Below are 24,890 nucleotides of genomic sequence, written 5' to 3'. Positions count from 1 at the left end.
AAAAGTCTTTTTTAGTTTACAACATTTTGTGGGTTGCCTTTTAAAAATGCGTTAAGATTTTCAATAGTTGTATCCATTAATCGTTGGCGTGCTTCTTTTGGTGCCCAGGCAATATGCGGTGTTATTATGCAGTTTTTTGCTCCCAATAAAGGGTTTTCTGCTTGCATTGGTTCTGCTGAAATTACATCAATAGCAGCTCCAGAAATTTTATTATTATTTAGTGCATTAGCCAAATCTAACTCATTTACTAAAGGTCCTCTGGATGTATTGATTAAAAACGCAGTATCTTTCATTTTTTTAATTGAATCTGCATTTATAATACCTTTTGTTTCTGAAGTTAAAGGGCAATGTAAGCTTATAAAATCTGAATTTTGTAAAACATCATCTAACGTTGTGAATCTTAAATTTTCATTTTCAAATTCAGAATACTTTGTTCTATTAAATACTAATATTTTCATACCGAAGGCTTCGGCTAATTTTGCTGTGGCTTTACCAATTTTACCAAATCCAATAAGACCAAGCGTTTTTCCAGCTAATTCAATTAATGGGTAATTCCAAAATGAAAAGTCTTTGCTTTTAACCCAATCGCCTTGCTGTACAGAAAGATTATGATGGCCTATGTGGTGACATAATTCTAAAATTAATGCCATTGTGAATTGCGCAACAGATTGCGAACTATAGTCTGGGACATTAGTTACCGTAACGCCATTTAATTTAGCGGTTTCTATATCTACAACATTATAGCCAGTTGCTAAAACGCCTATATATTTTAATGCAGTTGCACTTTGTAAAACACTTTTATTGATGGGTGTTTTGTTTGTGAAAATAATTTCGGCATCACCAATATTTTTAATAATGTCAACATCTTTGTAAGCTGTTCTATCAAAAACGGTAACATCTCCAAAGGTTTTTAACATATCCCAGTTTAAATCTCCTGGGTTTAATGTATGGCCGTCTAAAACTACTATTTTCATAAGTTTCAAATTTAGGCTAAAGATAGTGCTTATGAAATAACAATAAATGTTTGAATAGGATTTTAATGAGGTATAGTTTTTAGATATTATGTTATAGACAACTGTTAATAACTTATGTGTAAGGTTTACACCAAAAATTCTACTTTTGTTCTACTAAATTGATAAGATCATGGCAGAAGATATAGAAAGATTAAAATGTTTAATAATAGGCTCTGGACCCGCGGGTTATACGGCAGCAATTTACGCGGCAAGGGCAAATATGAACCCAGTATTGTATCAAGGGTCGCAACCAGGTGGGCAATTGACAACTACCAATGATGTTGAAAATTTCCCTGGATACCCAGAAGGTGTAACAGGTCCAGAAATGATGATGCAGCTACAAGCGCAAGCGGAACGTTTTGATACCGACGTGCGTAATGGATGGATTACCAAGGTAGATTTCTCAGGTGATGTACATAAAGTTTGGGTGAATGATGAAAAAGAAATTCATGCAGATACTATAATTATTTCAACAGGGGCTTCTGCAAAATATTTAGGTTTAGATTCTGAACAGAAATATTTAAAATTGGGAGGCGGTGTCTCAGCTTGTGCTGTTTGTGATGGTTTCTTTTATAGAAATCAAGAAGTGGTTATAGTGGGAGCAGGCGATTCAGCTTGTGAGGAGGCTCACTATTTATCAAAGTTATGTAAAAAGGTAACTATGTTGGTAAGGCGTGATGAGTTTAGAGCTTCTAAAATTATGGAAGCCAGAGTAAGAAATACTGAAAACATAGAGATACTATTCAATACTGAAACTGATGAGGTTTTAGGTGATGGACAAGTGGTAAACGGCGTTCGTGTGTTTAATAATAAAACTAAAGAAAAGCACGATATTCCTGCCACAGGTTTTTTTGTAGCTATCGGTCATAAACCAAATACTGATATTTTTAAAGATTATTTAGATTTAGATGAAACAGGTTACATTATCAATGTTCCAGGGAGTTCTAAAACAAATATTGATGGTGTTTTTGTGTCCGGTGATGCTGCAGATCATGTATACAGACAAGCAGTAACTGCTGCAGGAACAGGCTGTATGGCAGCACTTGATGCAGAGCGATATTTAGCAGCTAAAGATGCAACGTTTGAAGTATCTACATCAACATATAATTAAACAAAACATGTCTTACTAAATAGGAGGACGGTTAAATATTTGAAAGCCAAAGCTAACAGCTTTGGCTTTTTTGTTTTGTAATTATTTAAAAATATGTTTTCTTTGGAAACTGTTTTAAAAACGGGATGTGGCGCAGTCCGGTTAGCGTACACGGCTGGGGGCCGTGTGGTCGCAGGTTCAAATCCTGTCATCCCGACGAAATCTAAGCTTCAGTTTTTTTGTTAAGAAAATCTGAAGATTTTTTTAAACCAAAGCTCTATTTTCAATAGTATTATGTAGGGCTTCATTTAAACAGAAGAAGATGTTTGCTAATCTACTTATAATATCTACTAACATTAAAAAATAAAATTTTAAGCTTATTTTTATTTCTCCTTTTTTTGATGGGGTTTAAAGAATGATTTTATATTCTGAAATAACAGCGTAAGCTAATTACTTAAGCTTTCTTGAAGTTTATTAATGAACAAGTGTTTTTCTGATTGTTCAGAAAGTACAGGATAGACAATTCTATTTTTTATAATTTCTTTGAAGCACTAGATGTTTGTTTTCTATGACTATAATCTAGGTTCTAATGATAAATATATTGAGTTTTCCAAAATGGTTGATCAGAGAATTGTTCTAAAAAATATCAACGGGAATAACATTCCGAAATACATGAAGGTGGTTAATGCCTTTAAAGAATCTATTGAGATAAATACTTTTAGTTCTGGAGATAGTATCCCTTCCATAAATGAATTTAGTAAAGAATATAATATTTCTAGAGATACTGTTTTTAAAGCCTATACATTATTAAAAAAACAAGGGTATATAAAAGCAACTCCGAATAAAGGGTATTATATAAGTGAAAGTAGAAAAAAAGTTTTGCTTCTAATAAGTACTTTTAAAGCCTACAAGGAAGTTTTTTATCATTCTTTTATGAGTTATATGCCTGATGATGTAATTGTTGACTTGCAATTTCATCATTACAACATAAAAAACTTCAAGACCATGTTAAATGTTGATAGCGGAAAGTATTATAAGTATATTGTAATGGGTTTTGATGATCAGGAAGTTATTGAGAGTTTGTCAAAAATTGATTCAGAAAAACTTTTGTTGATAGATTGGAAAGCTAATTTAAGTGAAAAGGGTAACTATGTTTTTCAGGATTTTGGGAAAGCTTTTTATTCGTGTTTAGAAAAAGCTTCACACTTATTTAGAAAATATAAAGAATTAAGTTTTGTATATCCAGAGTTTACACATCATCCTTATGAAAGCGTTGAGTATTTTAAAAGATTTTGTGTTAAAAATCATTTTGACTATTCAATATGTGATGATTCAAAATCGCTAATTGTAAAGAAAAGTACAGCTTATATTTGTGTGAATGACCGTGTACTTTATGAGCTTTTGCGGCAATGTAATGATATAGATTATGAGTTAGGTAGGGATGTAGGAATATTGTCTTATAATGATACGCCTTTAAAGCGATTTACTTATAAGGGTATTTCAGTAATTTCAATTGATTTTAAAGAGTTTGGGGCTAAAGTTGCGGAGTTTATTACTTCTAAAAATCCAGTAAAGTCTTATCTGATAACTGACTTAATCTTAAGAGATTCGCTCTAAAGACTGACTTTTTAAAAACATATTCTTTTTCAGGATAGAGCAGGATGGAGCAGGACGGCGCAAATTACCTTGTTGGTTATATTTGTTCTAAGGCACTTTTGAATGTTTATTTCTTTACTATTCCTTAAAATGTACAAATTTAGGGGTGATATAGTACAATTAGTTGTTTACTTCATGGGAATAACAATTTACAAGCTTATTTTTATGAAATAATAACTTTTTTGAATTTAGAATCGTAGCTTAAAAAAGTCTAATTTAGCATTGATTAGTCAATTGAATAACAAACAACAAACAAACTTAAATGAGTAAAACAATAGTAGTTACTGGTGCAGGAGGTGTGCTATGTAGTACACTGGCAGAGGCACTATCAAAACAAGGCAATCGTATAGCTTTGTTAGATTTAAACAAAGAGGCGGCTTTGGAAGCTGCAGAAAAGATAAACAAAGCAGGAGGGACAGCCATAGGAGTTGAAGCAAATGTATTAGAAAAAGATTCATTAATTGCCGCAAAAGAGGAGGTTAATAAGTCTTTTGGTAAATGTGATATCTTAATTAACGGTGCTGGAGGAAACCACCCTCTGGGAACAACTACGAATCCCTTTTTACAATTAGAAGATTTAAAGAATACCACTGAAGGGTTTAAAACTTTTTTTGATTTAGATCCAAAAGGGATACAATTTGTATTTAATTTAAATTTTATAGGGACACTTTTGCCAACTCAAATTTTTGCTGAAGATATGGTGGGGAGAATAGGGTGTAGCATTTTGAATATTTCTTCTATGAATGCCTTTACACCTTTAACTAAAATACCAGCTTACAGTGGTGCAAAAGCTGCTGTTTCAAATTTTACTCAATGGCTTTCTGTACACTTTTCAAAAGTTAATATTAGAGTAAATGCTTTGGCTCCTGGTTTTTTCTTAACAGAGCAAAATAGAGCCTTGTTAACAAATGCAGATGGAAGCTTAACAGAGCGAGGAAACCAGATAATAGACCAAACACCTATGGGTAAATTTGGAGAGCCTGAAGATTTAGTGGGTACAACATTATGGTTGTGTAGTGAAGGTGCTTCATTTGTAACAGGTGTTGTTATTCCTATTGATGGAGGTTTTAGTGCATACAGTGGCGTTTAATTTAAAATCTTAAAGATAGTGATTAACGATTCAGTTACTTGGGGAGTTATTGGATGTGGGGATGTAGTTGAGGTTAAAAGTGGTCCTGCATTTCAAAAATGCGATAATTCTAAATTGCTTGCTGTTATGCGGCGTAATGGGGACTTAGCTGAGGATTTTGCTAAACGTCATAATGTACCATTATGGTATAATGATGCAGATGAACTTCTAGCTAATCCAGATATTAATGCTATATATATAGCAACACCACCATCTACACATTTAGAATATGCATTAAAAGCTTTAGATGCAGGTAAAAATGTATACATTGAAAAGCCAATGGCTATTAATGATGAAGAGGCAGTAATATTACGGGATGCTGTTCATAAGAGTACTCAAAAGTTAGTAGTTGCACATTATCGTAGGTTTTTGCCAATGTATGTTAAGGTTAAAGAATTAATAAATAGCAATACTATAGGTGATATAAAATTTGTAGACTTGAGGTTTTTGCAGCCTTATGATTTTAATGATAAAGCCACTTGGAGATTGGATAAAGAAATATCTGGAGGTGGGTATTTTCACGATATAGCTCCTCATCAAATAGATTTGATGTATTATTTTTTTGGAGATTATGATATTGCAAAAGGCATTTCAGTAAATCAGTCAAAAATAAATAATGTTGATGATACGGTTAATGGAATAATAAGCTTTAAAAATAATATTCAATTCCGCGGTATGTGGTCTTTTGCTATTCCCTATGATTTAGAAGAAGATCGTTGTGTTATTTATGGGGAAAATGGAACGATTGAGATTTCCTTTTACAAGGAAAAACTCATACTTAATTCAACTAAAATAAATAAAACTTTCGAATTTAAAAATCCAGAAAATATACAGTTCCCCATGATTCATGAAACAGTTAATTATTTTCTAGGAAAACGAAGTAACCCTTGTCCAGTTGAAGACGGTAGATTGGTTACGAAATTAATGCAAGAATTCACAAAAAAAGAAATAATATAAAATGGAACAGACATGGAGATGGTACGGACCAAATGATCCCGTATCTTTATCAGATATAAAACAAGCAGGTGCAACAGGTGTTGTTTCTGCATTGCACCATATTCCAAATGGAGAGGTATGGACTGTGGATGAAATTCAAAAGAGAAAGTCTGCTATAGAAAGCGAAGGTTTAAATTGGAATGTAGTTGAAAGTATCCCAGTTCATGAGAATATAAAAACACGTTCAGGACAATTTGAAATCTATGTAGATCGCTACAAAAAAAGCATCGAGAATTTAGCAAAATGTGATATAAATATAGTTTGTTATAATTTTATGCCAGTTCTAGATTGGACACGAACTGATCTAGGTTTTAAAGTAGAAGATGGTTCTAGAGCATTGCGTTTTGATGTAATTGCATTTGCTGCTTTTGAGTTGTTTTTGCTCAAACGTCCAGGAGCTGAAAATGCATATTCAGATGCACAACAAAAGGCTGCCAAAGCCTATGTTGACAGCTTATCAGATAATGGTAAAACAAAATTGGTTAACAATATCATTGCTGGTTTACCAGGGGCTGAAGAAGGATATACTTTAGAGCAATTTCAAACTATACTAGATACATACAAAGATATAGATGCTCAAGCATTAAGAGAGAATTTAGTGTCTTTTTTAAAGGAAATTATTCCTGTGGCATCTAAAAATGGAGTATTAATGTGTATTCACCCTGATGATCCACCTTACCCTATTTTAGGATTACCAAGAGTTGTTAGTACAGAAGAAGATTATGCTTATCTATTTGAAAATGTTCCAGATAGAGCTAATGGTATTACATTCTGTACTGGCTCATTAGGTGTAAGAGCAGATAATGATTTGGTAAATATTTTCAAACGATTTGCTGATAGAGCACACTTTTTACACTTAAGAAGTACAAAGCGGGATGAAGTAGGCAATTTCTATGAAGCCAATCACTTGGACGGAGATGTAGATATGTACAGTGTTGTAAAAGAAATACTAATTGAAGAAAAGAGACGACAAGAAGCAGGATATACTGATTTTGCTATTCCAGTTAGGCCCGATCATGGACACCAAATGCTTGACGATTTGAATAAAAAAACCAACCCTGGGTATTCAGGAATTGGAAGATTACGTGGTTTAGCTGAATTGAGAGGTCTAGAATACGGTTTAAAACATACTATATAATATCAAAACACATTTTTTCAAATGAAAACACATTACGAAACACGTTACGCAAGTAGTCCTAAAGCAGTTAAAGCTTACGATACAAAAGAATTAAGAGATGAATTTTTAATTGATAATTTAATGACAGAGGATCAATTAGTTTTGGTATATACGCATTATGATAGATATGTTGCAGGATCTGCAGTTCCTGTTGATGCACCAATTACATTAGAAACTATTGATCCATTAAAGGCTTCATATTTCTTGGAAAGAAGAGAAATGGGGATCATCAATGTTGGTGGAGATGGAACAGTTGAGGTGGATGGGGAGATATTTGAACTTACCTTAAAAGATGCGCTCTACATTGGAAGAGGTATAGAAAATGTTATTTTTAAAAGCTTAGATAAAAGTAATCCAGCTAAGTTTTATATAAATTCTGCACCAGCACATAAAACATTTCCAACGAAAAAAGTAAGTAAAGCAGATGCTAATAAAATTGAATTAGGCTCTTTAGAAACGGCAAATCATCGTACGGTAAACCAACAAATTATTGGAGGTATTGTGGATACATGTCAACTTCAAATGGGTATGACGGAACTTAAAACAGGTAGTGTATGGAATACAATGCCAGCGCATGTTCACGATCGTAGAATGGAGGTGTATTATTATCTTGATATTATGGAAGGACAGTCAGTTTGTCATTTTATGGGAGAACCGCAAGAAACAAGGCATATTTGGATGCAAAATCATCAAGCAGTAATTTCTCCACCATGGTCTATTCACTCTGGTTCAGGTACATCTAATTATACTTTTATCTGGGGTATGGCAGGTGAGAATTTAGATTATGGAGATATGGATGTCGCTAAAATAAATGAACTAAGATAAATTATGAGTATTTCATTATTCGATATAAAAGGTAAAAATGCTTTAGTTACTGGTAGTACACATGGTTTAGGTATGGCTATGGCTAGAGGTTTAGGTCTTGCTGGAGCTACTATTATTGTAAATGGTAACTCGTCTCAAGAAAAAATAGATAAAGCCGTAGCTGAATATAAAAGCGAAGGTATAAATGCTGTTGGTTATAAGTTTAATGTAGCTGATGAAGCTCAGGTTATTGCAGCTATTTCTAAAATTGAGCAAGAAATTGGGCAAATAGATATTTTGATTAATAACGCAGGAATCATAAAACGAACTCCGCTTATTGAAATGGAGGTTGAAGACTTTAAACAAGTAATAGACATAGATTTGGTAAGCCCTTTTATCGTATCTAAGCATGTTGTAAAGGGTATGATTGATAGAAAAGAAGGAAAGGTAATTAACATTTGCTCTATGATGAGTGAGTTAGGTCGTAATAGTGTTGGTGCTTATGCTGCAGCCAAAGGCGGGCTCAAAATGCTTACCCAAAACATGGCGACTGAATGGGCAAAACACAATATTCAAATAAATGGTATTGGTCCAGGGTATTTTGCTACCTCACAAACAGCTCCAATCAGAGTTGAAGGACATCCATTTAATGATTTCATTGTAAATAGAACACCTGCTGCTAAGTGGGGTGATCCTGATGATTTAGCAGGAGCTGCAATATTCTTATCATCAAAAGCTAGTGATTTTGTAAACGGTCATATACTTTATGTAGATGGCGGTATTTTGGCCACTATAGGTAAACCATCAAACGAAGAATAAAATGAAAACAATATCAATACCTGCTTTATTTATTCTTCTTTTTGTGTTTTTTAATTGTGAGAACGAAGCAAAACAAATTATTACTGTAAAAAACACTTTGGATATACCAAGGAGTTTTGAAACTGTTGAGATTAGTGTAACTGATGTCCTTTTATCAGAGGGAATGAGTATTGAAGATATTGGTGTCATAGATATTAAGACAAATAAAGTTTTGGTATCTCAAGTAGTAGATTCAAATCAAGATGGAAATGCTGATATGTTATTGTTTCAACCTAAAATAGAAGCAAATTCTGAAGCGCAATACAAACTTTCTAAAGTAAATGCTGATGAAAAGCCAGAGCTAATAGAATACTGTTATTCTAGGTTTGTTCCAGAAAGGACTGACGATTATGCTTGGGAAAATAATAAAGTAGCATTCAGAACTTTTGGTCCTGTAGCCCAAAAAATGGTAGAAGATAATGTGAAAGGCGGAACATTATCAAGTGGTATTGATGCATGGTTAAAACGCGTAGAAACTCCAATTATAAACAAATGGTACAAAAGGAATGATGAGAAAAAAGGAGCGTATCATCAAGACATTGGAGATGGATTAGATAATTTTCACGTAGGTGTTAGTAGAGGTGTTGGAGGAATAGCTGTACAAATAGACACCACATATTATGTGTCTAGGAATTTTACAAAATGGAAAACTATTACTACAGGCCCTTTAAGAACGAGTTTTATGTTAGAATATGCCGATTGGGATGCTGATGGTAATGCTATTTCCGAAACAAAATATATTTCTTTAGATTATGGTAGTAATTTATCAAGATTTGAGGTTGAAATATTAGGAACTGACCGTGTGCAAGTTGGTTTAACATTGCATGAGAAAGATGGTGTTGATACACAAAATAAAGATGCTGGATATATATCTTACTGGGAACCACATGATGATTCAGAATTGGGAACAGCAATTGTAGTACCAAACAATAACATGATATCTAGTAAATTGTTTGATACTTCTGCCAAAGATTGGAGTAATCTATACGCTAATATTAAAGTAAATGAGGGGAAAGTGATATATTATGCGGGATTTGGATGGAAAAAAGCAAATGAATTTATATCTAAAGAGTCGTGGAATAATTATCTAGAAACATTTACCAAAAAAGTAAATAACCCATTAGAGGTTATCTTCAATTAAAGTAATACATGGAAACAGCCAATTTTATAACAACTAACTTCATCTTACAATCTGATATTGCTGAAAAGTTATATCATAATTTTGCAAAGGATTTACCCATTCTAGATTATCATAATCATTTATCACCACAAAAAATTGCTGAGAATTTACCTATAAAAAACATTACAGATGCTTGGTTAGACGGAGACCATTACAAATGGAGAGCTATGCGGGCTAATGGTATAGAGGAAATTTTTATTACAGGCTCTGCAACTGCAAAAAAAGAAAAGTTTTTAAAGTGGGCTGAAACCGTGCCATATACTTTAAGAAACCCTTTGTATCATTGGACACATTTGGAATTAAAGCGCTATTTCGGGATAGATGATTTACTTAGCCCTAATACTGCAGAAGATATTTACAAGAAGGCAAATACAGTTCTAGAAAATAAAACACCTGCTCAACTTTTAGAAGATATGAAGGTTGAAGTCATCTGTACAACAGATGATCCGATTGATGATTTAAAGTATCACAAAGAAATATCAGAGAAAGAGTTCTTTACTAAGGTTTTTCCAACGTTTAGACCAGATGCATTGTTATTTATAAAAAAAGAAAACTTTAACACATATATTAATAAATTATCTAGTTGTGTTGGTTTTTCTATTGAGTCTCTCAGCGATTTATTAAAAGCTATAGAAAGTAGAATTGACTATTTTGATGCTGCAGGTTGTCGTTTATCTGATTATGGAATGGAAGAAATATATGCTGCTGATTATACAGAGGAGGCGGCTGATATTATTTTTAAGAAACGTTTGTTAGGTGATGAAATATCTAATAAAGACGTTAGTATTTATGCATCTTGTATCTTAGATAAATTATGTAAAATGTATCACGATAAAGGATGGGTGCAACAGTTTCATGTAGGAGCTATAAGAAATAACAATGATAGGTTGTTAAACCAAGTAGGTTTAGATGCTGGAGTAGATTCTATAGGAGATTTTCCAGCAGCTAAAGCTATGTCTAAACTCTTTAACAGACTAGATGGAACAAATCAATTAGCAAAAACAATTTCTTATAATTTAAACCCATCGCAAAACGAAGTGTTTGCAACTATGATGGGAAATTATAGTGAAGGAGGAGTTCCAGGAAAAATGCAATGGGGTTCTGGTTGGTGGTTTTTAGATCAAAAAGATGGTATGGAAAAACAAATAAACTGTTTGTCCAACATGGGGCTTCTAAGTCGTTTTGTGGGTATGTTAACAGATAGTAGAAGTTTCTTATCATTTACAAGACATGAATATTTTAGACGCATTTTGTGCAACATTATTGGAGAGGATGTAAAACAAGGATTGTTGCCTAATGATATAAAATTATTAGGTAAAATGGTTCAGGATATTTGTTATTATAATGCCAAAAACTATTTTAAATTTAAGTAAAAATTAAGGTGAGACAACTGACAATGCCATTTTGGTATATTTGTTTTGAACCTGTTAAAACCAATAAATTTTAAACTAAAATTAGTATGAAGAATAAACTATTGTTGATAATGTTATGCATAAGTTTATTTGCATGTAAACAAAATGCTGATGAAAAAGTATTGTACTTAGCCCATACTTTACCACAAACACACCCTGTACACAAGGGGATAGTAGAATTTCAAAAGATATTAAACCAAAAATCTAATGGCGATTTAACTATTAAAATATTTCCTGATGCCCAATTAGGTTCAGAGCGAGAGGTACTTGAACTATTACAAATAGGTAGTGTGGCAATAACCAAAGTAAGTGCGGCCACCTTGTCTAACTTTGTGCCAGAATATCACGTACTTGGAATTCCTTATTTATTTAGAGATAAGGCTCATATGTTTGATATTTTAGAAGGACCTGTTGGTAAATCTATATTAGAAAAAGGGGAAAAGTTTTGGCTTCGCGGTTTGTGTTATTATGATGCTGGTAGTAGAAGCTTTTATACTTCTAATAAAGCAGTAAGAACACCTGAAGATTTGAAAGGCTTGAAGATTAGAGTAATGAACAATCAAATGGCCATTAATATGGTGAATTCTTTAGGAGGAGCAGCTACACCAATGGCTTATGGCGAATTATATACAGCTATTCAACAAGGTGTTGTTGATGGGGCTGAAAACAACCCACCATCGTTTGTGTCTTCTAATCATTACGAAATAAGTAAGTATTACACTTTAGATGAACACTCTTCTGTACCAGACGTTTTGCTTATTGGTACAAAACAATGGGAAAAATTATCAGATCAAGAAAAGACTTGGGTGCAAGAAGCTGCCAATGAATCTGCGCAAGCACAAAAACAATTTTGGAAATCTTCTGTTGATGAAAGTATGAAAATTGCCAAAGAAGCTGGTGTAGAAATTATAATTCCTGAAAAATCACTGTTTGCAGATCAATCTAAATCAGTTTTAGAGGAATTTAAGAAAGATCACCCAGAGCTTATCCAATTAGTTAAAGACATAAAATCTAATTAATATTATGAGTACATCTAATTCTATTTTTAGTAAAGTAGTTAAGTTTATGGAGGTATTCTTAATTATCATATTCACACTTCTGGTTTTTGATGTGTTATTCCAAGTATTTTCTAGATACGTATTGAAAGCGTCATTTTCATGGACGGAAGAGTTAGCTAGGTTTTCGCTAATCTGGATGTCTATTCTTGGGGCTGCTTATTTAAATGCTAAGCGAGAGCATCTTTCTATGGATTTTCTCTACAGAAAATTTTCTGACAAAACAAAAAAGAAAGTATCTATTCTTATTGAAATATTTATTTTTCTATTTGCATTAATCGTAATGGTTGTTGGAGGTTTTAATTTAGTATATACAACATTACACTTGGGGCAACTATCAGGAACGCTGCGTATACCTTTAGGTTATATATACGCTATTTTACCAATAAGTGGGCTTTTAATCATGTGGTTTTCAATTATTCACATGTCACAAATTTCTAAAAATCAAATAACAGATTAATTATGAGTATAGAAGTCATAAGTATTATCGTTTTATTCGCTAGTTTTTTTGTTTTATTGTTACTTAAAGTGCCAGTGGCATACAGTATTGGTATTTCTACAACATTAAGTTTGTTGTTAAATATTGATAGGTTACCAGGGCTAACAACAATAGCACAACGTATGACTACTGGTATTGATAGTTTTGCTCTTTTAGCTATTCCGTTTTTTGTTTTAGCAGGTGAAATTATGAAACAAGGAGGTATAGCAAATAGGCTCATAAACTTTGCAAAATCTTTAGTGGCTAGTTTACCTGGCGGTTTAGCATATGTAAATGTTTTAGCGTCTATGTTATTTGGAGCAATATCAGGAAGTGCTATTGCAGCAACATCTGCTATTGGGAGTATTATGACTGATAGAATGGAAGAAGAAGGTTACCCAAGGGAATTTAGTGCTTCTGTAAATATTACATCTTCGACAACAGGGTTGTTAATCCCTCCAAGTAATATTTTAATAGTATATGCATTGGCTAGTGGAGGCACAGCATCTGTAGCTGCTTTGTTTATTGCAGGGTATTTACCCGGAATATTGTTAGGTTTGGCTCTTATAGGATACATTGTTTTTGTAGCCATCAGAAGAAGATTTGTAAGAGGACAACGTGCTACTTTAAAAGAAGTATGGAATCATTTTAGAAAAGCATTTTTTAGTCTATTAATGCTTGTTATTGTTGTAGGTGGAATTGTTGCTGGTATTTTTACAGCTACAGAGGCCTCAGTAATTGCAGTATTGTATGCTGCTATACTTGCATTAATATACAGAGATGTTACTATTAAAAATTTTCCTAACATATTACTTAATAGTGCTAAAACAACTGCGGTTGTTATGTTTTTAATTTGTACATCTATGGCTATGAGTTGGCTGTTTTCTTTTGAAAGTATTCCTGAATTAATGAGTAACTTTTTATTAGAACAATTCAGCAGTAAGTTCGCTATTTTCTTAGTGATTAATTTAACATTGCTAATTATAGGAACGTTTATGGATATGACACCGGCAGTATTAATATTTACACCTATTTTCTTGCCAGTAGTGGTGGCTTTAGGCATGGATCCAGTGCATTTTGGTATTGTGTTAGTACTTAATTTATGTATTGGTTTATGTACACCACCAGTTGGGACTATCCTTTTTGTGGGTAGTGGTATAGCCAAAGTTTCTGTATCTCAGGTCGTCAAACCTTTACTTCCGTTTTTGCTTATTATGGTTATTGTTCTATTTCTAATTACTTACATTCCAGAGATATCTATGTGGTTACCAAGACTTTTTGATTTATAGATTTAAGAATAATGCATCAAGCATTTTAGAAATATCTGTAGATAATGTAGTTAACTGTGCTTTTGTTTATAATAGGTTATGAATAAATTTAATGGAAAAATAGCCACCAGAACAAGTGAATCTGGAGGTGTATATCTAAAGTATTAGGAAGAGAAGACTTTCTATAATACTAAATGGTTTAATACTAAATCTGGTCAAGAGAGGATTAAAGAGTCAATAATTCAAGGCATAACAGCACGATTTTATGGTTTTTGATATAGAAGAAGAAAACTTGTTTTATAAAAGTATATTATGATCTTTTTAGTGCAGAGAGTAGTAAACTAAGTATTGTTATTTATATTTACTAGATTGTAAAACATATTTTTGTTCAATGTCTAGGTGCTTCTCCCTCTTGCTTTATCTTTCCTTGTGTGCTGTTTGTTTTAGTCAAACACCATCTTATAACTTTTCTCATTTAACAACATTAGATGGACTTTCTCAAAGTGCTGTAATTGCTATTCATCAAGATAAGTTAGGTCAAATCTGGATAGGAACACGAGATGGATTAAATAAATATGATGGAACAAAATTTACCATTTACAGAAATAAAGAAGATGATTCTAAATCAATAAGTAATAACGATATCTTATCTATTGAAGAAGATGAAGAAGGTTTTTTGTGGATAGGTACTTATAATGGATTAAATAAGTATAATCCAAAAACTGATAAATTTACACGCTATTTTCACACTCAAAAAAACACTTCATTAGTAAATAATACAATTTGGACAGTAAAGACATTTTCAAATGGAGAGGTATGGGCAGGCACTTCTGGAGGTTTGGCCATTTTTAACAAAACAACTAATAAATTTAATAATTATTTGAATACTGTTGGTAAGCCAATAGCTAAACAGGTTATGTCCATTTTAAAGATTTCTGATAGTGAAATATTTGTAGGAACAGGAGCAGGAATTTATAAGGTTGGAAGGTTAAGAGAGACGCTAAATTTTGAACTATTAGAAGGAAGTGAAACTTTTTTTGTCCAAGATTTAGTTAAAGGCCTAGGTGAAAATTTATTGGTTGCAACACGAAATAAAAGTGTGTTGAGTTACAATCTTGAACAAGAAGATTTTACTAATTTTTTAGATTTAAACACGTTCAATACTAATAATGTAAGACAATTACTTTTTGATGATAATGAAAATTTATGGGTAGGTTCATATAATGGTTTAAAGATTATTAATACTGATAAGACTATAACAACTTTAAATTCAGATATTGATAGACAGAATTCGCTTAGTAAAAATTCAGTAAAATGTCTCTTTAAAGATAAAAAAGGATCTGTTTGGGTAGGAACATATTACGGAGGTGTTAATATTTGGGATGAAACTAATGCTAATTTTAGTAATATCACTCAAAACCAAATCGGAAAAGGTTTAAATTATACCGTAGTTAGTTCAATTGAAAAGTATAAAAATGATATGTTTTTTGGCACTGAAGGTGGAGGTGTAAATGTATGGAACCAAAGAGCGAACAAGTATAAATATATTTCTAAAAACAACTCTAATTTATCTGATAATAACATAAAATCCCTTAAAATTATTGGAAGTGAACTTTGGATAGGAACTTTTAAAAATGGCTTTGATGTATATGACTTGAATGCTAATAAGTTTAAGTCTAAAAGCATACCTATAAAGTTAAAAGAATATTTAGAAGATACGGGTGTATATGCGATAAAAAATGATACATTCAATAATGTTTGGATAGGCTCATTTGGTCAAGGTATATTTAGATATAACATTAAAAATAAAGAGTTTAAAAGATTTTATGATTTTGATGACGCTAATGCCATATCAAGTAATTTAATTAGATCAATATGTATCGATTCAAAACATAATGTTTGGGTTGGTACTGAAAAAGGTTTAAATAAGATTAATAAAGACGAAAAAGTATCTACTTTTTTTTATGATGAAAAACTTCAGTATGGTGATGATATTTTATGTGTTTATGAAGATAGCTTGAAAAATTTATGGGTTGGTACTAAATCTAAAGGGCTCTTTAAGTATGATGGTAGTAAATTTAAGTCAATTAATTTAGAGTTAAATAATACGAAGATATCTGCTGTTCACAGTGTTCTTGAAGAATATAAAAATCATTTATGGATAAGTACAAATCAAGGAGTAATACATTATAACTATAAGAATGAAAAAGTACAACTATATAATCAAACAGATGGTTTAATAAGTAATGAGTTTAATAACAACGCTAGTTTTAAAACACATCAAAACCAGTTCTATTTTGGAGGACCACAAGGTGTAACTTATTTTAATCCAAAAAAAATAACCACAAATAAGTATGTACCACAGGTTATTTTAACTGACTTTATTATTCGTGAAAGTGACATGGAAAGTGACGGCTTTAAAGAAGAACTAGCGTATACAGAATCTATTAGCTTATCACATACCCAAGGAAATTTTAGTATTGCGTTTTCTATCCCAAATTTTATAAATTCTAGTAATAATAAATATAAGTACAGATTAAAAGGCTTAGAAAAAGATTGGAATTTAACAACTAATAATTTGGCTTCATATACCATTCAAAACCCTGGTAATTATATTTTTGAGGTAAAAGGTGCCAATAACGATAACATTTGGAATACTACTGCTACAAAATTATCTATAGATGTGGCACCTGCACCATGGAGAACTTGGTGGGCTTTTACACTTTATGGTCTTTTGATTTTGATAGCACTCTATTTTCTTCTTAAGATTTTAAAGTCAAGAACAAAACTAAAGCATGACTTACAATTAGAATATATTGAAACAGAGAGGACAAAGCAAGCTAATAAAAACAAACTAGAGTTTTTTACTAATATATCTCATGAATTTAGGACACCATTAGCCTTAATATTAGGACCTCTAAATCAAATTCTAGAAGATTATAGAGGTAGTAGTAAAATGTACAAAAAACTTATGGTGATCGAAAATAATGCAAGTCATTTATTGCATTTGATAAACCGATTGATGGATTTTAGGAAATTTGAAAGTAACCTCTATAAACTCCAAGCAGCCGAAGGAAATATTATTAAATTCCTAAGAGAAATTTTCTTGTCTTTTACAGAATATGCCAAGAATGGAGATTATAAGTTTGAGTTCATATCTGAAGCAGATGAAATTTTAGTCTACTACGATCGTAATAAACTTGAACGAGTATTTTATAACCTAATTTCTAATGCATTTCGTTATACACCAGAAGGAGGTGATATTATCGTTAGGGTTGAAAAATCTCAAGAAGATATTAAAATTCATGTAGAGGATTCTGGTGTAGGTGTAGCAAAGGAATATCAGACAAAAATATTTGACCGATTTTTTGAAGTAGCTGCTAATAATAAGCCAGATAAGGGTTATAATAAAGGTACAGGTATTGGTTTATCTATTGCAAAAAATATAGTTGAATTACATAAGGGTGAAATAGCTGTAAGAGATAATAATAAACAAGGTTCTATTTTTTCAGTTACATTATTGTTGGGTAATGGGCATTTGGATGATTCAGAAATTTTAAAAGATTTTAAGTTTAGTGATGATCTTTCTCAATATGTAAAGCAATTAGAAGAAAACACTCCTATTATAGATGATGATCTTCAATTAGTTAATAAAACTACAAAGGCTTCTGTTTTATTGGTTGAAGATAACAAGGACCTAAGAAAGTTTATAAAGGATCTTTTAAAAAACGATTATAAAGTTCTTGAAGCAGAGAATGGAAAAGTAGCATTAAAAAAGGCTAAGAAAGAAGATCCAGATTTAATAGTTAGTGATGTTATTATGCCTGAGATGACAGGTACTGAGCTTTGTTCAGCAGTTAAAGGAGAATTAAAAACAAGTCATATTCCAATTATACTATTAACATCAAGATCATCTTTAATTTATAAAATTGATGGTTTAGAGCGAGGAGCTGATGATTACATAAGTAAACCTTTTAATATAAATGAGTTTAAACTAAAGGTGAAAAATTTGCTGCTAACCAGAGAAAAGTTAAGGGAAAAGTTTACGTCTAATGATGGTTTAAAACCAGAGGATATTTTAGTATCCTCTTACGATGAAAAGTTATATAAGAAAGCATTAAAAATTGTTAATGAAAATTTAGATAATGTAGACTTTGATATTGCCTATTTTTGTTCAGAGTTAGGTGTTAGCAGAACCATGTTATTCACCAAAATAAAAGCATGGTCTAATTTTACACCAAATGAGTTTATTTTACATTTTAAAATGAAACGGGCTGCTCAACTGTTAGAGCAGGGAAAAATTAATATATCTCAAATAAGTTATAAAGTAGGGTATAAAGACCCTAAATATTTCAGTAAATCTTTTCAGAAAAAGTTTGGGGAAACACCTTCTAAATATGCTTCTAAATTTACTGAATAAGTTTTATTCGAAATAAACAATTGATTTTCAGTTACTTGTACTTTTTTACTCCTCATTTTGTACTTCTACAAGTTCTAATTATTCTAGTTTTAGATAATGAAAAAAATCAAATCAAAATCTAAATATTTAGAAATCATCCTAATGTTAGTAATTGTTATATGTAGCCTTATGATTATATATTTCACTTGACATTAACTTGTTAACGCTAATTGAAAAAAATGATAATAAGTAATCTTTTTAAAAAAGCATAATAAAAACAAGTATCTATAGCATAGAAATTTAGAAGAAATTCATCTTTCATTTTGATGTTTTAAATATTTATGTATATTTGGTAAACCAAACTGGTGAACCAGTTTTTAAAAAATATAATGCTGAATAAGCAAAATTCAATAATACAGGCATGAATACCTTCTCTTTAATCTATAGATGTATTCGGTCTTATAACTATTTAAACTAAGATTAACTTAAAATTAAACTAATGAAGAAAACTAAGCAATTGAAAAAGACATTCTTGCTGTTATTAAGTTTGTGTTTTGTACTAAATGTTAGTGCACAACAAAAAACCGTGCAAGGAACTGTAACCTCACAGGCAGATGGTGCATCACTACCTGGGGTTAATGTTGTAGTTAAAGGAACCTCAATAGGTACATCAACAGATTTTGATGGTAATTATTCTCTTAGCGTTACTGGTGATGATGTAGTGCTAGTATTTAGCTATTTAGGCTATACTAGCAAAGAAGCCAAAGTGGGTAGTTCTAACAGGCTCGATATAACTCTAGAGGAGGATTTGGCAGCTTTAGATGAAGTTGTTGTTGTAGGATATGGTGCAAGAAAGAAAAGTGATTTAACAGGGGCTGTGTCTTCTGTAAAGTCTGATGAACTTACAGCTTTCCCTGTGCTAGATGCAGCACAAGCACTTCAAGGTCGAGCGGCAGGTGTTGTTGTTCAATCTAATAATGGTGGTGAGCCAGGTGCTCCCATAAATATTCGAATTAGGGGTAATACGTCTATCGAAGCTAGCAGTGCTCCTTTAATAGTTGTTGATGGTTTTGTTGGAGCTACTTTTCCGCAGCCAAATGATATACAATCCATGGAAATTTTGAAAGATGCTTCTGCTACTGCTATATATGGTTCTAGAGGATCAAATGGTGTTGTATTGGTAACTACAAAAAAAGGTAGAAGTGGTGCATTAAAAGTTGAACTTAATACTAACTATTCTGTGCAAAATACGTCAAATGAACTAGACTTATTGAATGCAGATCAATTTGCTGCATATCAAACTACTATAGCGGTAAATACCTCTGACCCTTTCAATCCTAACGCTACATACCCTCAGGGATCTGCAAATACTGATTGGCAAGATCTTTTATATAGAACAGGTAGTACTCAAAACCATCAGTTTTCATTCTCAGGTGGTACGGATAAGGTCAATTTTTATGCCTCAGCAAATTATTTTAAGCAAGATGGTGTAATTATTAATTCAGAATTTGAACGATTAACTTTTTTGTCTAATCTTGAAGCTCAGGTGACTGATAAATTAAAATTGGGTGTTAATTTGTTTGGTAGTCGAGGTAATAAAGATGGTGTGCCAACACAATCAACAGGTGAAACGGCCAATGGAGGTGGAGATGATGTTGTTTCTCTAACTTTCAGATTTGCACCAGATCAACCTATACAAGACGCAAATGAAATAAATACAATTAACTCTGTAGGGGATAATGTTGATAATCCTTTTGCAGTAGCTACAGAAGGTGTAAATGAAACTAAAGTTGATAATTATAGAGCTAATTTATACGCTAATTATGATATAATAGATGGTTTAGATTTTAAAACAACCTTTGGTTATAGTACTGAAAACGGTACAGCTGGTGTGTTTAGGCCATCTACGTTAGTAATTACAGCTGGAGATGGTACGGGAGGAAGAGCAACAATAGAAAACTATAAGAGAACAACAATTTTAAGTGAGAACTATTTAACATATACCAAAGAAATTGGTAAAGGCAAGCTTACAGCATTAGCAGGGTACTCATATCAAAAAACAGCTACTGAAAGATTTTCAGCTGGAGCAACAGGCTTTACTTCAGATTCTTTCTCATTTTTTAATTTACAGTCTGGTGCGGTACAATTAATACCTACATCGTCTTTTTCAGAAACTGAGATTCAGTCTCAATTTGGAAGATTAAATTATGATTTTGACGATAGATTCTTATTAACAGCTACAGTGAGACGTGACGGAGCATCAAATTTTGCTGAAAATGAAAAATATGCAATTTTCCCATCAGGAGCAATTGGGTGGAAATTATCAAATGAAAATTTCTTAAAAGATCATGACAAAATTTCAAACTTAAAGTTGAGAGCTAGTTATGGTGTTACAGGTAATCAGGCTATTGCGGCTTACCAATCATTAGCACGTTTTGGCTCAGTTTTCACTCCAATAAATGGAAGTACTGTAATAAATGTTTCTCCAGGTCAAGTTGCAAATCCTAATTTGAAATGGGAATCATCTTATCAAACAAACATAGGTTTAGATTTAGGTTTGTTCAATAACAAAGTATCACTATCATTAGATTATTATAATATTGATACTAAAGATTTAATTATTGAAGATACTAGTCAGCCACAATTTTTAGGTTTTTTAACCGCAGCTAGTTTAAGAAATGTTGGTGAAGTAAATAATAAAGGTTTTGAGATTAACTTGAATACTAGGAATATAAGTAACGAAAACTTCACTTGGACAACAGATTTTAATTGGGCAACTAATAAAAATGAATTTATAACTTTACTTAATGGTAATGATATTTTCCAAGATGCTTCTCCGGGCTATTTTAACATACCTCGTACACATATCTTAAGAGAAGGCGAAGCAGTAGGTGTTTTTTGGGGATATGACTATAAAGGAGTATATCAAGGAGGAGATTTACCAGCAGGAACAGCTTTACTTCCAAACGCGCAAGCAGGAGATCAATTGTTTGCTGATCTTGATAATAGTGGAGATATTACCACTGATGATCAACAAATTATAGGTGATCCTAATCCAGATTTTACTTATGGTATCACAAATAACTTTACGTACAAAAATTTTGATTTAAATATCTTTTTTCAAGGTTCTCAAGGAGGGGATATCATGAATTTAACAGCTGTACAATTGTTTAATGGAGATTCAAACGCCACTACAGATGTGTTAAATGCTTGGACACCTACTAATACGGATACTAATATACCTCGTGCAACACTTAGAGGGAAACAAATTTCATCTCGTTTTGTTGAAGATGGTAGTTACTTAAGATTAAAAAATATAGCATTAGGTTATAATTTTCCTTCTGAGGTAATTGATAAATTAGGGATAAGTAGTATGAGGTTTGCTATTAGTGCTCAAAACTTATTAACCTTTACTAGCTATTCTGGTTTAGATCCTGAAGTGAGCTTTGGTGTAGTAGGTCAAGATAGTTCTGCTAGTAATACAACGAATGGATTTGATTTTGGTAATTACCCAACTTTAAAATCTGTTAATTTTAGTGTAAATTTAAGTTTCTAAATAAAAAAAAAGATTATGAAAACATTGTATAAATTTTTATTCTTATTGGCTAGTATGTCAATAATAGTAGGGTGCTCAGATTTAGAGGAAGAACCAATAGGATTATTATCTCCCGACGGATTCTTTAATACCCCAAAAGATATTCAGACAGCTGCAAATGCCGCATTTGGCCACATGACACATGAAGATTTTTGGGGCAGAAAGATGTCACTAACTTTATTGTTAAGAGGCGATATGGTTGCTATAGGTGATCCTACAACATCAACTAGAAGAATTGAACATGATATTTTCAATGTGCCAAATGATAATGGGATGATTGATGGATATTGGCTAAGAGTTTACCAAATGATTGCTGCAGCTAATCAAGCCATTGCAGGGGCTGAATTGGTAGACGCTAATGAAAGTATTAAAAACCCTATTGTAGCTCAGGCTTATTTTGCAAGAGCATTTGCGTATTTTCATTTGGTAAGACAATTTGGAGATATTCCTTATATAAGCGATGTGGTTACAGATGTAGATGTTGCAGGTTCTATAAGTAAAACTCCTGCATCAGAGGTGTATGCCAATATTATTGCTGATTTAGAGTTTGCAAAAACTTGGTTACCAGATACACAAGCTGCAAGATCTATTCCCGCAAAATCTGCTGCTCATTCTTATTTAGCTTTAGTTCATTTAACCTTAGGAGATTATCCAAATGCTTATGCAGAGGCTAAAGGTGTTATTGATAACGAAGGTGTTTATGAGTTAGGATTAGAGGCAGATTTTCAAGATTTATTTGATGCTACGAAAAGCGATAGTTCACAAGAACCAATATTTGTTTTAGATTTTATAGGAGCCAGTAATGGAGATGATGGTAGAGACTACCAAGCAGCTTTAACAGGTCTTAGAGATGATCAACAGTATGGTCTTGGAGGTGGATGGTCTGTAGGTGTTCCTTCTTTAGAAGTATATAACAGATGGGATGGACGTGATTATAGAAAAGCTGTTAGTTTAGATACTACAGGTGTTTTTAGAATTACAGATCCAGTAACTGAAGTGGTAACAGAGGAATTAAGAGATTTTACTGTCTTCAAAGAAAGTGGAAGAGGAAGAGGAGTAAATAGACCTCATATTGCAAAATACACAAGATCTATTGGGAATTTCGCTACAGGGAATGGTAGAGGTTCAGAAACCAACTACATGATGATGCGTTATGCCGAAGTATTACTAATTGCAGCAGAAGCTTTAAATGAGACATCTCCTGGTTCATCAGAAGCAGAAGGGTATGTAAATAGAGTAAGAGCAAGAGCAAGAAATAGTAATGGTGTTACTTCTGGACTTTTTCCTGAAGATGTTTCAGGATTATCACAAGATGATTTTAGAGATATGGTTTTAGAAGAACGTAAATGGGAACTTGCTTTTGAATTCAAAAGATGGTATGACATAGCTAGAAGAAGAATGGGAGCTGAAGTATTTAATGCATCTGGTTTAGAAGGAGAAAAGCCAAATTTTGATCCTAATCAAGATTATTTATTTCCTCTACCTGCAGATGAGCTTGCAAGAAACCCTAACTTAGAGCCGCAAAACCCTGGATACTAATATAATAAGCATTGTTTTTTATGTTTAGAGTTAGTTTTTTATTTATTATCCTTGGATTTACGTGTATTTCATGTAAATCTGAGGATAAAAATAAAGTAGTAGATAGTGAAAAAAATATTGAAACTTTATTGAACGAGAGATACAATAAGCTCCTAAGCTATAACATAGATTCTACAGCCTTCCCAAGAAGTTATTCCCTAGAAAAGAAACAAATAAAAAAAGTCCCTTCTAAAGATTGGACAAGTGGTTTTTTTGCTGGTAACCTATGGCAAATCTATAAGCTAACAGGGAATAAAGCTTTTAAGCAACGCGCTAAACAATGGACTGCTTTTATAGAAAAAGAAAAGTTTAATGGAAAAACTCATGATATGGGCTTCAAGGTCTTTTGTAGTTTTGGTAATGGACTTGATATAGAGGGAGATAACCAAACATACAAAGATATTATTATAACAAGTGCTAATACATTAATTACAAGGTATAATCCTCATATTAAAAGTATTCGTTCTTGGGATTTTAATAAGGATAAATGGCAGTTTCCAGTCATTATTGATAATATGATGAATTTGGAGTTACTGTTTGAGGCTACTAAAATTTCTGGAGATAGTACCTATCATAACATAGCAGTGAATCATGCTAATACTACTTTGAAAAATCATTTTAGACCAGATGGCAGCACTTGGCACGTATTGGATTATGATACTATTTCAGGACAGGTTAGAGGCCGTGTAACACATCAGGGCATAAGTGATGATTCAGCTTGGGCAAGAGGACAAGGTTGGGCAATAAACGGTTACACCATGGTGTATAGGTATACAAAAGATAAAGCATATTTAGATAGAGCAATAGCAACAGCCAATTACTTTATTAATCATAAAAATTTACCTGAAGATGGTATCCCTTATTGGGATTTTAGTCATCCAGATATTCCCAACATTTCTCGAGATGTATCAGCCGGAGCAATTGTAGCTTCTGGTTTAGTTGAGTTATATAAGTATACAAAAAATGAAGCATATATAAATTACAGTAAAAAAGTAGTGTATAGTATAAAAAATAAAAACTATATATTACCAGAAAGTATAGAAGCACCTTTTGTTTTGAACCATAGTTTTGGCGATTGGTCCAAGCGCGATGAAATGGATGAGCCTATCGTATACGGTGATTATTACTTCTTACAAACACTCTTAAGGTTGCAGAGTTTAAATACTAATTAATCAATTTAAAATATAAAAGAAAATACTTTC

General features: G+C 32.3%; 17 protein-coding genes and 1 tRNA gene. 17 read left to right on the top strand and 1 reads right to left on the bottom strand.

All coding sequences use genetic code 11. The annotated features are described in order from the left end of the window. Positions 1-11: 11 nt before the first annotated feature. Positions 12-974: a D-2-hydroxyacid dehydrogenase gene (locus tag Q0772_RS01060; RefSeq protein WP_298338996.1), complete on the bottom strand. Its 963-nt coding sequence runs from the start codon at positions 972-974 to the stop codon at positions 12-14. A gap of 169 nt (positions 975-1,143) precedes the next feature. Between Q0772_RS01060 and trxB the strand changes: the two genes are divergently transcribed. The 17 genes from trxB to Q0772_RS00975 all read left to right on the top strand — a co-directional run bounded on the left by trxB (position 1,144) and on the right by Q0772_RS00975 (position 24,860). Further along, the gene (gene trxB / locus Q0772_RS01055) at positions 1,144-2,124 is read left to right on the top strand and encodes a thioredoxin-disulfide reductase (RefSeq protein WP_298338993.1); all 981 of its coding nucleotides are present in this window, start codon (positions 1,144-1,146) and stop codon (positions 2,122-2,124) included. Positions 2,125-2,245: 121 nt separating this feature from the next. After that, positions 2,246-2,320, top strand: a tRNA-Pro gene (locus tag Q0772_RS01050). 338 nt (positions 2,321-2,658) lie between these two features. Beyond that, complete coding sequence (locus tag Q0772_RS01045) at positions 2,659-3,720, top strand: GntR family transcriptional regulator (RefSeq protein ID WP_298338990.1); 1,062 nt, start codon at positions 2,659-2,661, stop codon at positions 3,718-3,720. A gap of 301 nt (positions 3,721-4,021) precedes the next feature. Then, positions 4,022-4,849, top strand: coding sequence for an SDR family oxidoreductase (locus Q0772_RS01040; protein ID WP_298338987.1), 828 nt, complete (start codon positions 4,022-4,024; stop codon positions 4,847-4,849). A gap of 18 nt (positions 4,850-4,867) precedes the next feature. Further along, on the top strand, positions 4,868-5,845 hold the full coding sequence (locus Q0772_RS01035; RefSeq protein WP_298338984.1) for a Gfo/Idh/MocA family oxidoreductase: 978 nt from the start codon (positions 4,868-4,870) through the stop codon (positions 5,843-5,845). A 1-nt stretch (position 5,846) separates the two neighbouring features. Next, positions 5,847-7,022, top strand: a complete 1,176-nt coding sequence (gene uxuA / locus Q0772_RS01030) for a mannonate dehydratase (RefSeq protein WP_298338981.1) — start codon at positions 5,847-5,849, stop codon at positions 7,020-7,022. Between the two features lie 21 nt (positions 7,023-7,043). Continuing rightward, positions 7,044-7,886 carry a 5-dehydro-4-deoxy-D-glucuronate isomerase gene (gene kduI, locus Q0772_RS01025; protein ID WP_298338979.1) on the top strand — a complete coding sequence of 281 codons (843 nt, stop codon included), beginning with the start codon at positions 7,044-7,046 and terminating at the stop codon, positions 7,884-7,886. Positions 7,887-7,889: 3 nt separating this feature from the next. Further along, positions 7,890-8,684, top strand: a complete 795-nt coding sequence (locus Q0772_RS01020; protein ID WP_298338976.1) for a gluconate 5-dehydrogenase — start codon at positions 7,890-7,892, stop codon at positions 8,682-8,684. A gap of 1 nt (position 8,685) precedes the next feature. Continuing rightward, positions 8,686-9,864, top strand: coding sequence for a DUF4861 family protein (locus Q0772_RS01015; RefSeq protein WP_298338973.1), 1,179 nt, complete (start codon positions 8,686-8,688; stop codon positions 9,862-9,864). An 8-nt stretch (positions 9,865-9,872) separates the two neighbouring features. Next, positions 9,873-11,276 (top strand): glucuronate isomerase, encoded by a 1,404-nt coding sequence (gene uxaC, locus Q0772_RS01010; RefSeq protein WP_298338970.1) that lies wholly within the window; start codon positions 9,873-9,875, stop codon positions 11,274-11,276. An 86-nt stretch (positions 11,277-11,362) separates the two neighbouring features. Then, the gene (locus tag Q0772_RS01005; protein ID WP_298338967.1) at positions 11,363-12,334 is read left to right on the top strand and encodes a TRAP transporter substrate-binding protein; all 972 of its coding nucleotides are present in this window, start codon (positions 11,363-11,365) and stop codon (positions 12,332-12,334) included. A 4-nt stretch (positions 12,335-12,338) separates the two neighbouring features. Then, complete coding sequence (locus Q0772_RS01000) at positions 12,339-12,830, top strand: TRAP transporter small permease (RefSeq protein WP_298338964.1); 492 nt, start codon at positions 12,339-12,341, stop codon at positions 12,828-12,830. 2 nt (positions 12,831-12,832) lie between these two features. Continuing rightward, a complete protein-coding gene (locus Q0772_RS00995; RefSeq protein WP_298338961.1) occupies positions 12,833-14,137 on the top strand; it encodes a TRAP transporter large permease in 1,305 nt (434 codons plus the stop codon). 370 nt (positions 14,138-14,507) lie between these two features. After that, on the top strand, positions 14,508-18,536 hold the full coding sequence (locus Q0772_RS00990; protein ID WP_298338958.1) for a two-component regulator propeller domain-containing protein: 4,029 nt from the start codon (positions 14,508-14,510) through the stop codon (positions 18,534-18,536). Between the two features lie 478 nt (positions 18,537-19,014). Beyond that, positions 19,015-22,071: a TonB-dependent receptor gene (locus tag Q0772_RS00985; protein ID WP_298338955.1), complete on the top strand. Its 3,057-nt coding sequence runs from the start codon at positions 19,015-19,017 to the stop codon at positions 22,069-22,071. Positions 22,072-22,086: 15 nt separating this feature from the next. Beyond that, positions 22,087-23,649, top strand: a complete 1,563-nt coding sequence (locus tag Q0772_RS00980) for a RagB/SusD family nutrient uptake outer membrane protein (RefSeq protein WP_298338951.1) — start codon at positions 22,087-22,089, stop codon at positions 23,647-23,649. A gap of 20 nt (positions 23,650-23,669) precedes the next feature. After that, entirely contained in the window at positions 23,670-24,860 is a 1,191-nt protein-coding gene (locus tag Q0772_RS00975; protein ID WP_298338948.1) for a glycoside hydrolase family 88 protein, read from the top strand. Positions 24,861-24,890: the final 30 nt, after the last annotated feature.

It is taken from the genome of uncultured Algibacter sp., assembly GCF_947490405.1.
In the GTDB taxonomy this organism is placed as follows: domain Bacteria; phylum Bacteroidota; class Bacteroidia; order Flavobacteriales; family Flavobacteriaceae; genus Algibacter_B.
This window is presented reverse-complemented; position numbering and strand designations above follow the sequence as displayed.

Excerpts from the sequence above, each read along its gene's own strand:
- Q0772_RS01060 (WP_298338996.1), bottom strand. The coding sequence starts at position 974 with ATGAAAATAGTAGTTTTAGACGGCCATACATTAAACCCAGGAGATTTA.
- trxB (WP_298338993.1), top strand. The coding sequence starts at position 1,144 with ATGGCAGAAGATATAGAAAGATTAAAATGTTTAATAATAGGCTCTGGA.
- Q0772_RS01045 (WP_298338990.1), top strand. The coding sequence starts at position 2,659 with ATGTTTGTTTTCTATGACTATAATCTAGGTTCTAATGATAAATATATT.
- Q0772_RS01040 (WP_298338987.1), top strand. The coding sequence starts at position 4,022 with ATGAGTAAAACAATAGTAGTTACTGGTGCAGGAGGTGTGCTATGTAGT.
- uxuA (WP_298338981.1), top strand. The coding sequence starts at position 5,847 with ATGGAACAGACATGGAGATGGTACGGACCAAATGATCCCGTATCTTTA.
- kduI (WP_298338979.1), top strand. The coding sequence starts at position 7,044 with ATGAAAACACATTACGAAACACGTTACGCAAGTAGTCCTAAAGCAGTT.
- Q0772_RS01020 (WP_298338976.1), top strand. The coding sequence starts at position 7,890 with ATGAGTATTTCATTATTCGATATAAAAGGTAAAAATGCTTTAGTTACT.
- Q0772_RS01015 (WP_298338973.1), top strand. The coding sequence starts at position 8,686 with ATGAAAACAATATCAATACCTGCTTTATTTATTCTTCTTTTTGTGTTT.
- uxaC (WP_298338970.1), top strand. The coding sequence starts at position 9,873 with ATGGAAACAGCCAATTTTATAACAACTAACTTCATCTTACAATCTGAT.
- Q0772_RS01005 (WP_298338967.1), top strand. The coding sequence starts at position 11,363 with ATGAAGAATAAACTATTGTTGATAATGTTATGCATAAGTTTATTTGCA.
- Q0772_RS01000 (WP_298338964.1), top strand. The coding sequence starts at position 12,339 with ATGAGTACATCTAATTCTATTTTTAGTAAAGTAGTTAAGTTTATGGAG.
- Q0772_RS00995 (WP_298338961.1), top strand. The coding sequence starts at position 12,833 with ATGAGTATAGAAGTCATAAGTATTATCGTTTTATTCGCTAGTTTTTTT.
- Q0772_RS00990 (WP_298338958.1), top strand. The coding sequence starts at position 14,508 with ATGTCTAGGTGCTTCTCCCTCTTGCTTTATCTTTCCTTGTGTGCTGTT.
- Q0772_RS00985 (WP_298338955.1), top strand. The coding sequence starts at position 19,015 with ATGAAGAAAACTAAGCAATTGAAAAAGACATTCTTGCTGTTATTAAGT.
- Q0772_RS00980 (WP_298338951.1), top strand. The coding sequence starts at position 22,087 with ATGAAAACATTGTATAAATTTTTATTCTTATTGGCTAGTATGTCAATA.
- Q0772_RS00975 (WP_298338948.1), top strand. The coding sequence starts at position 23,670 with ATGTTTAGAGTTAGTTTTTTATTTATTATCCTTGGATTTACGTGTATT.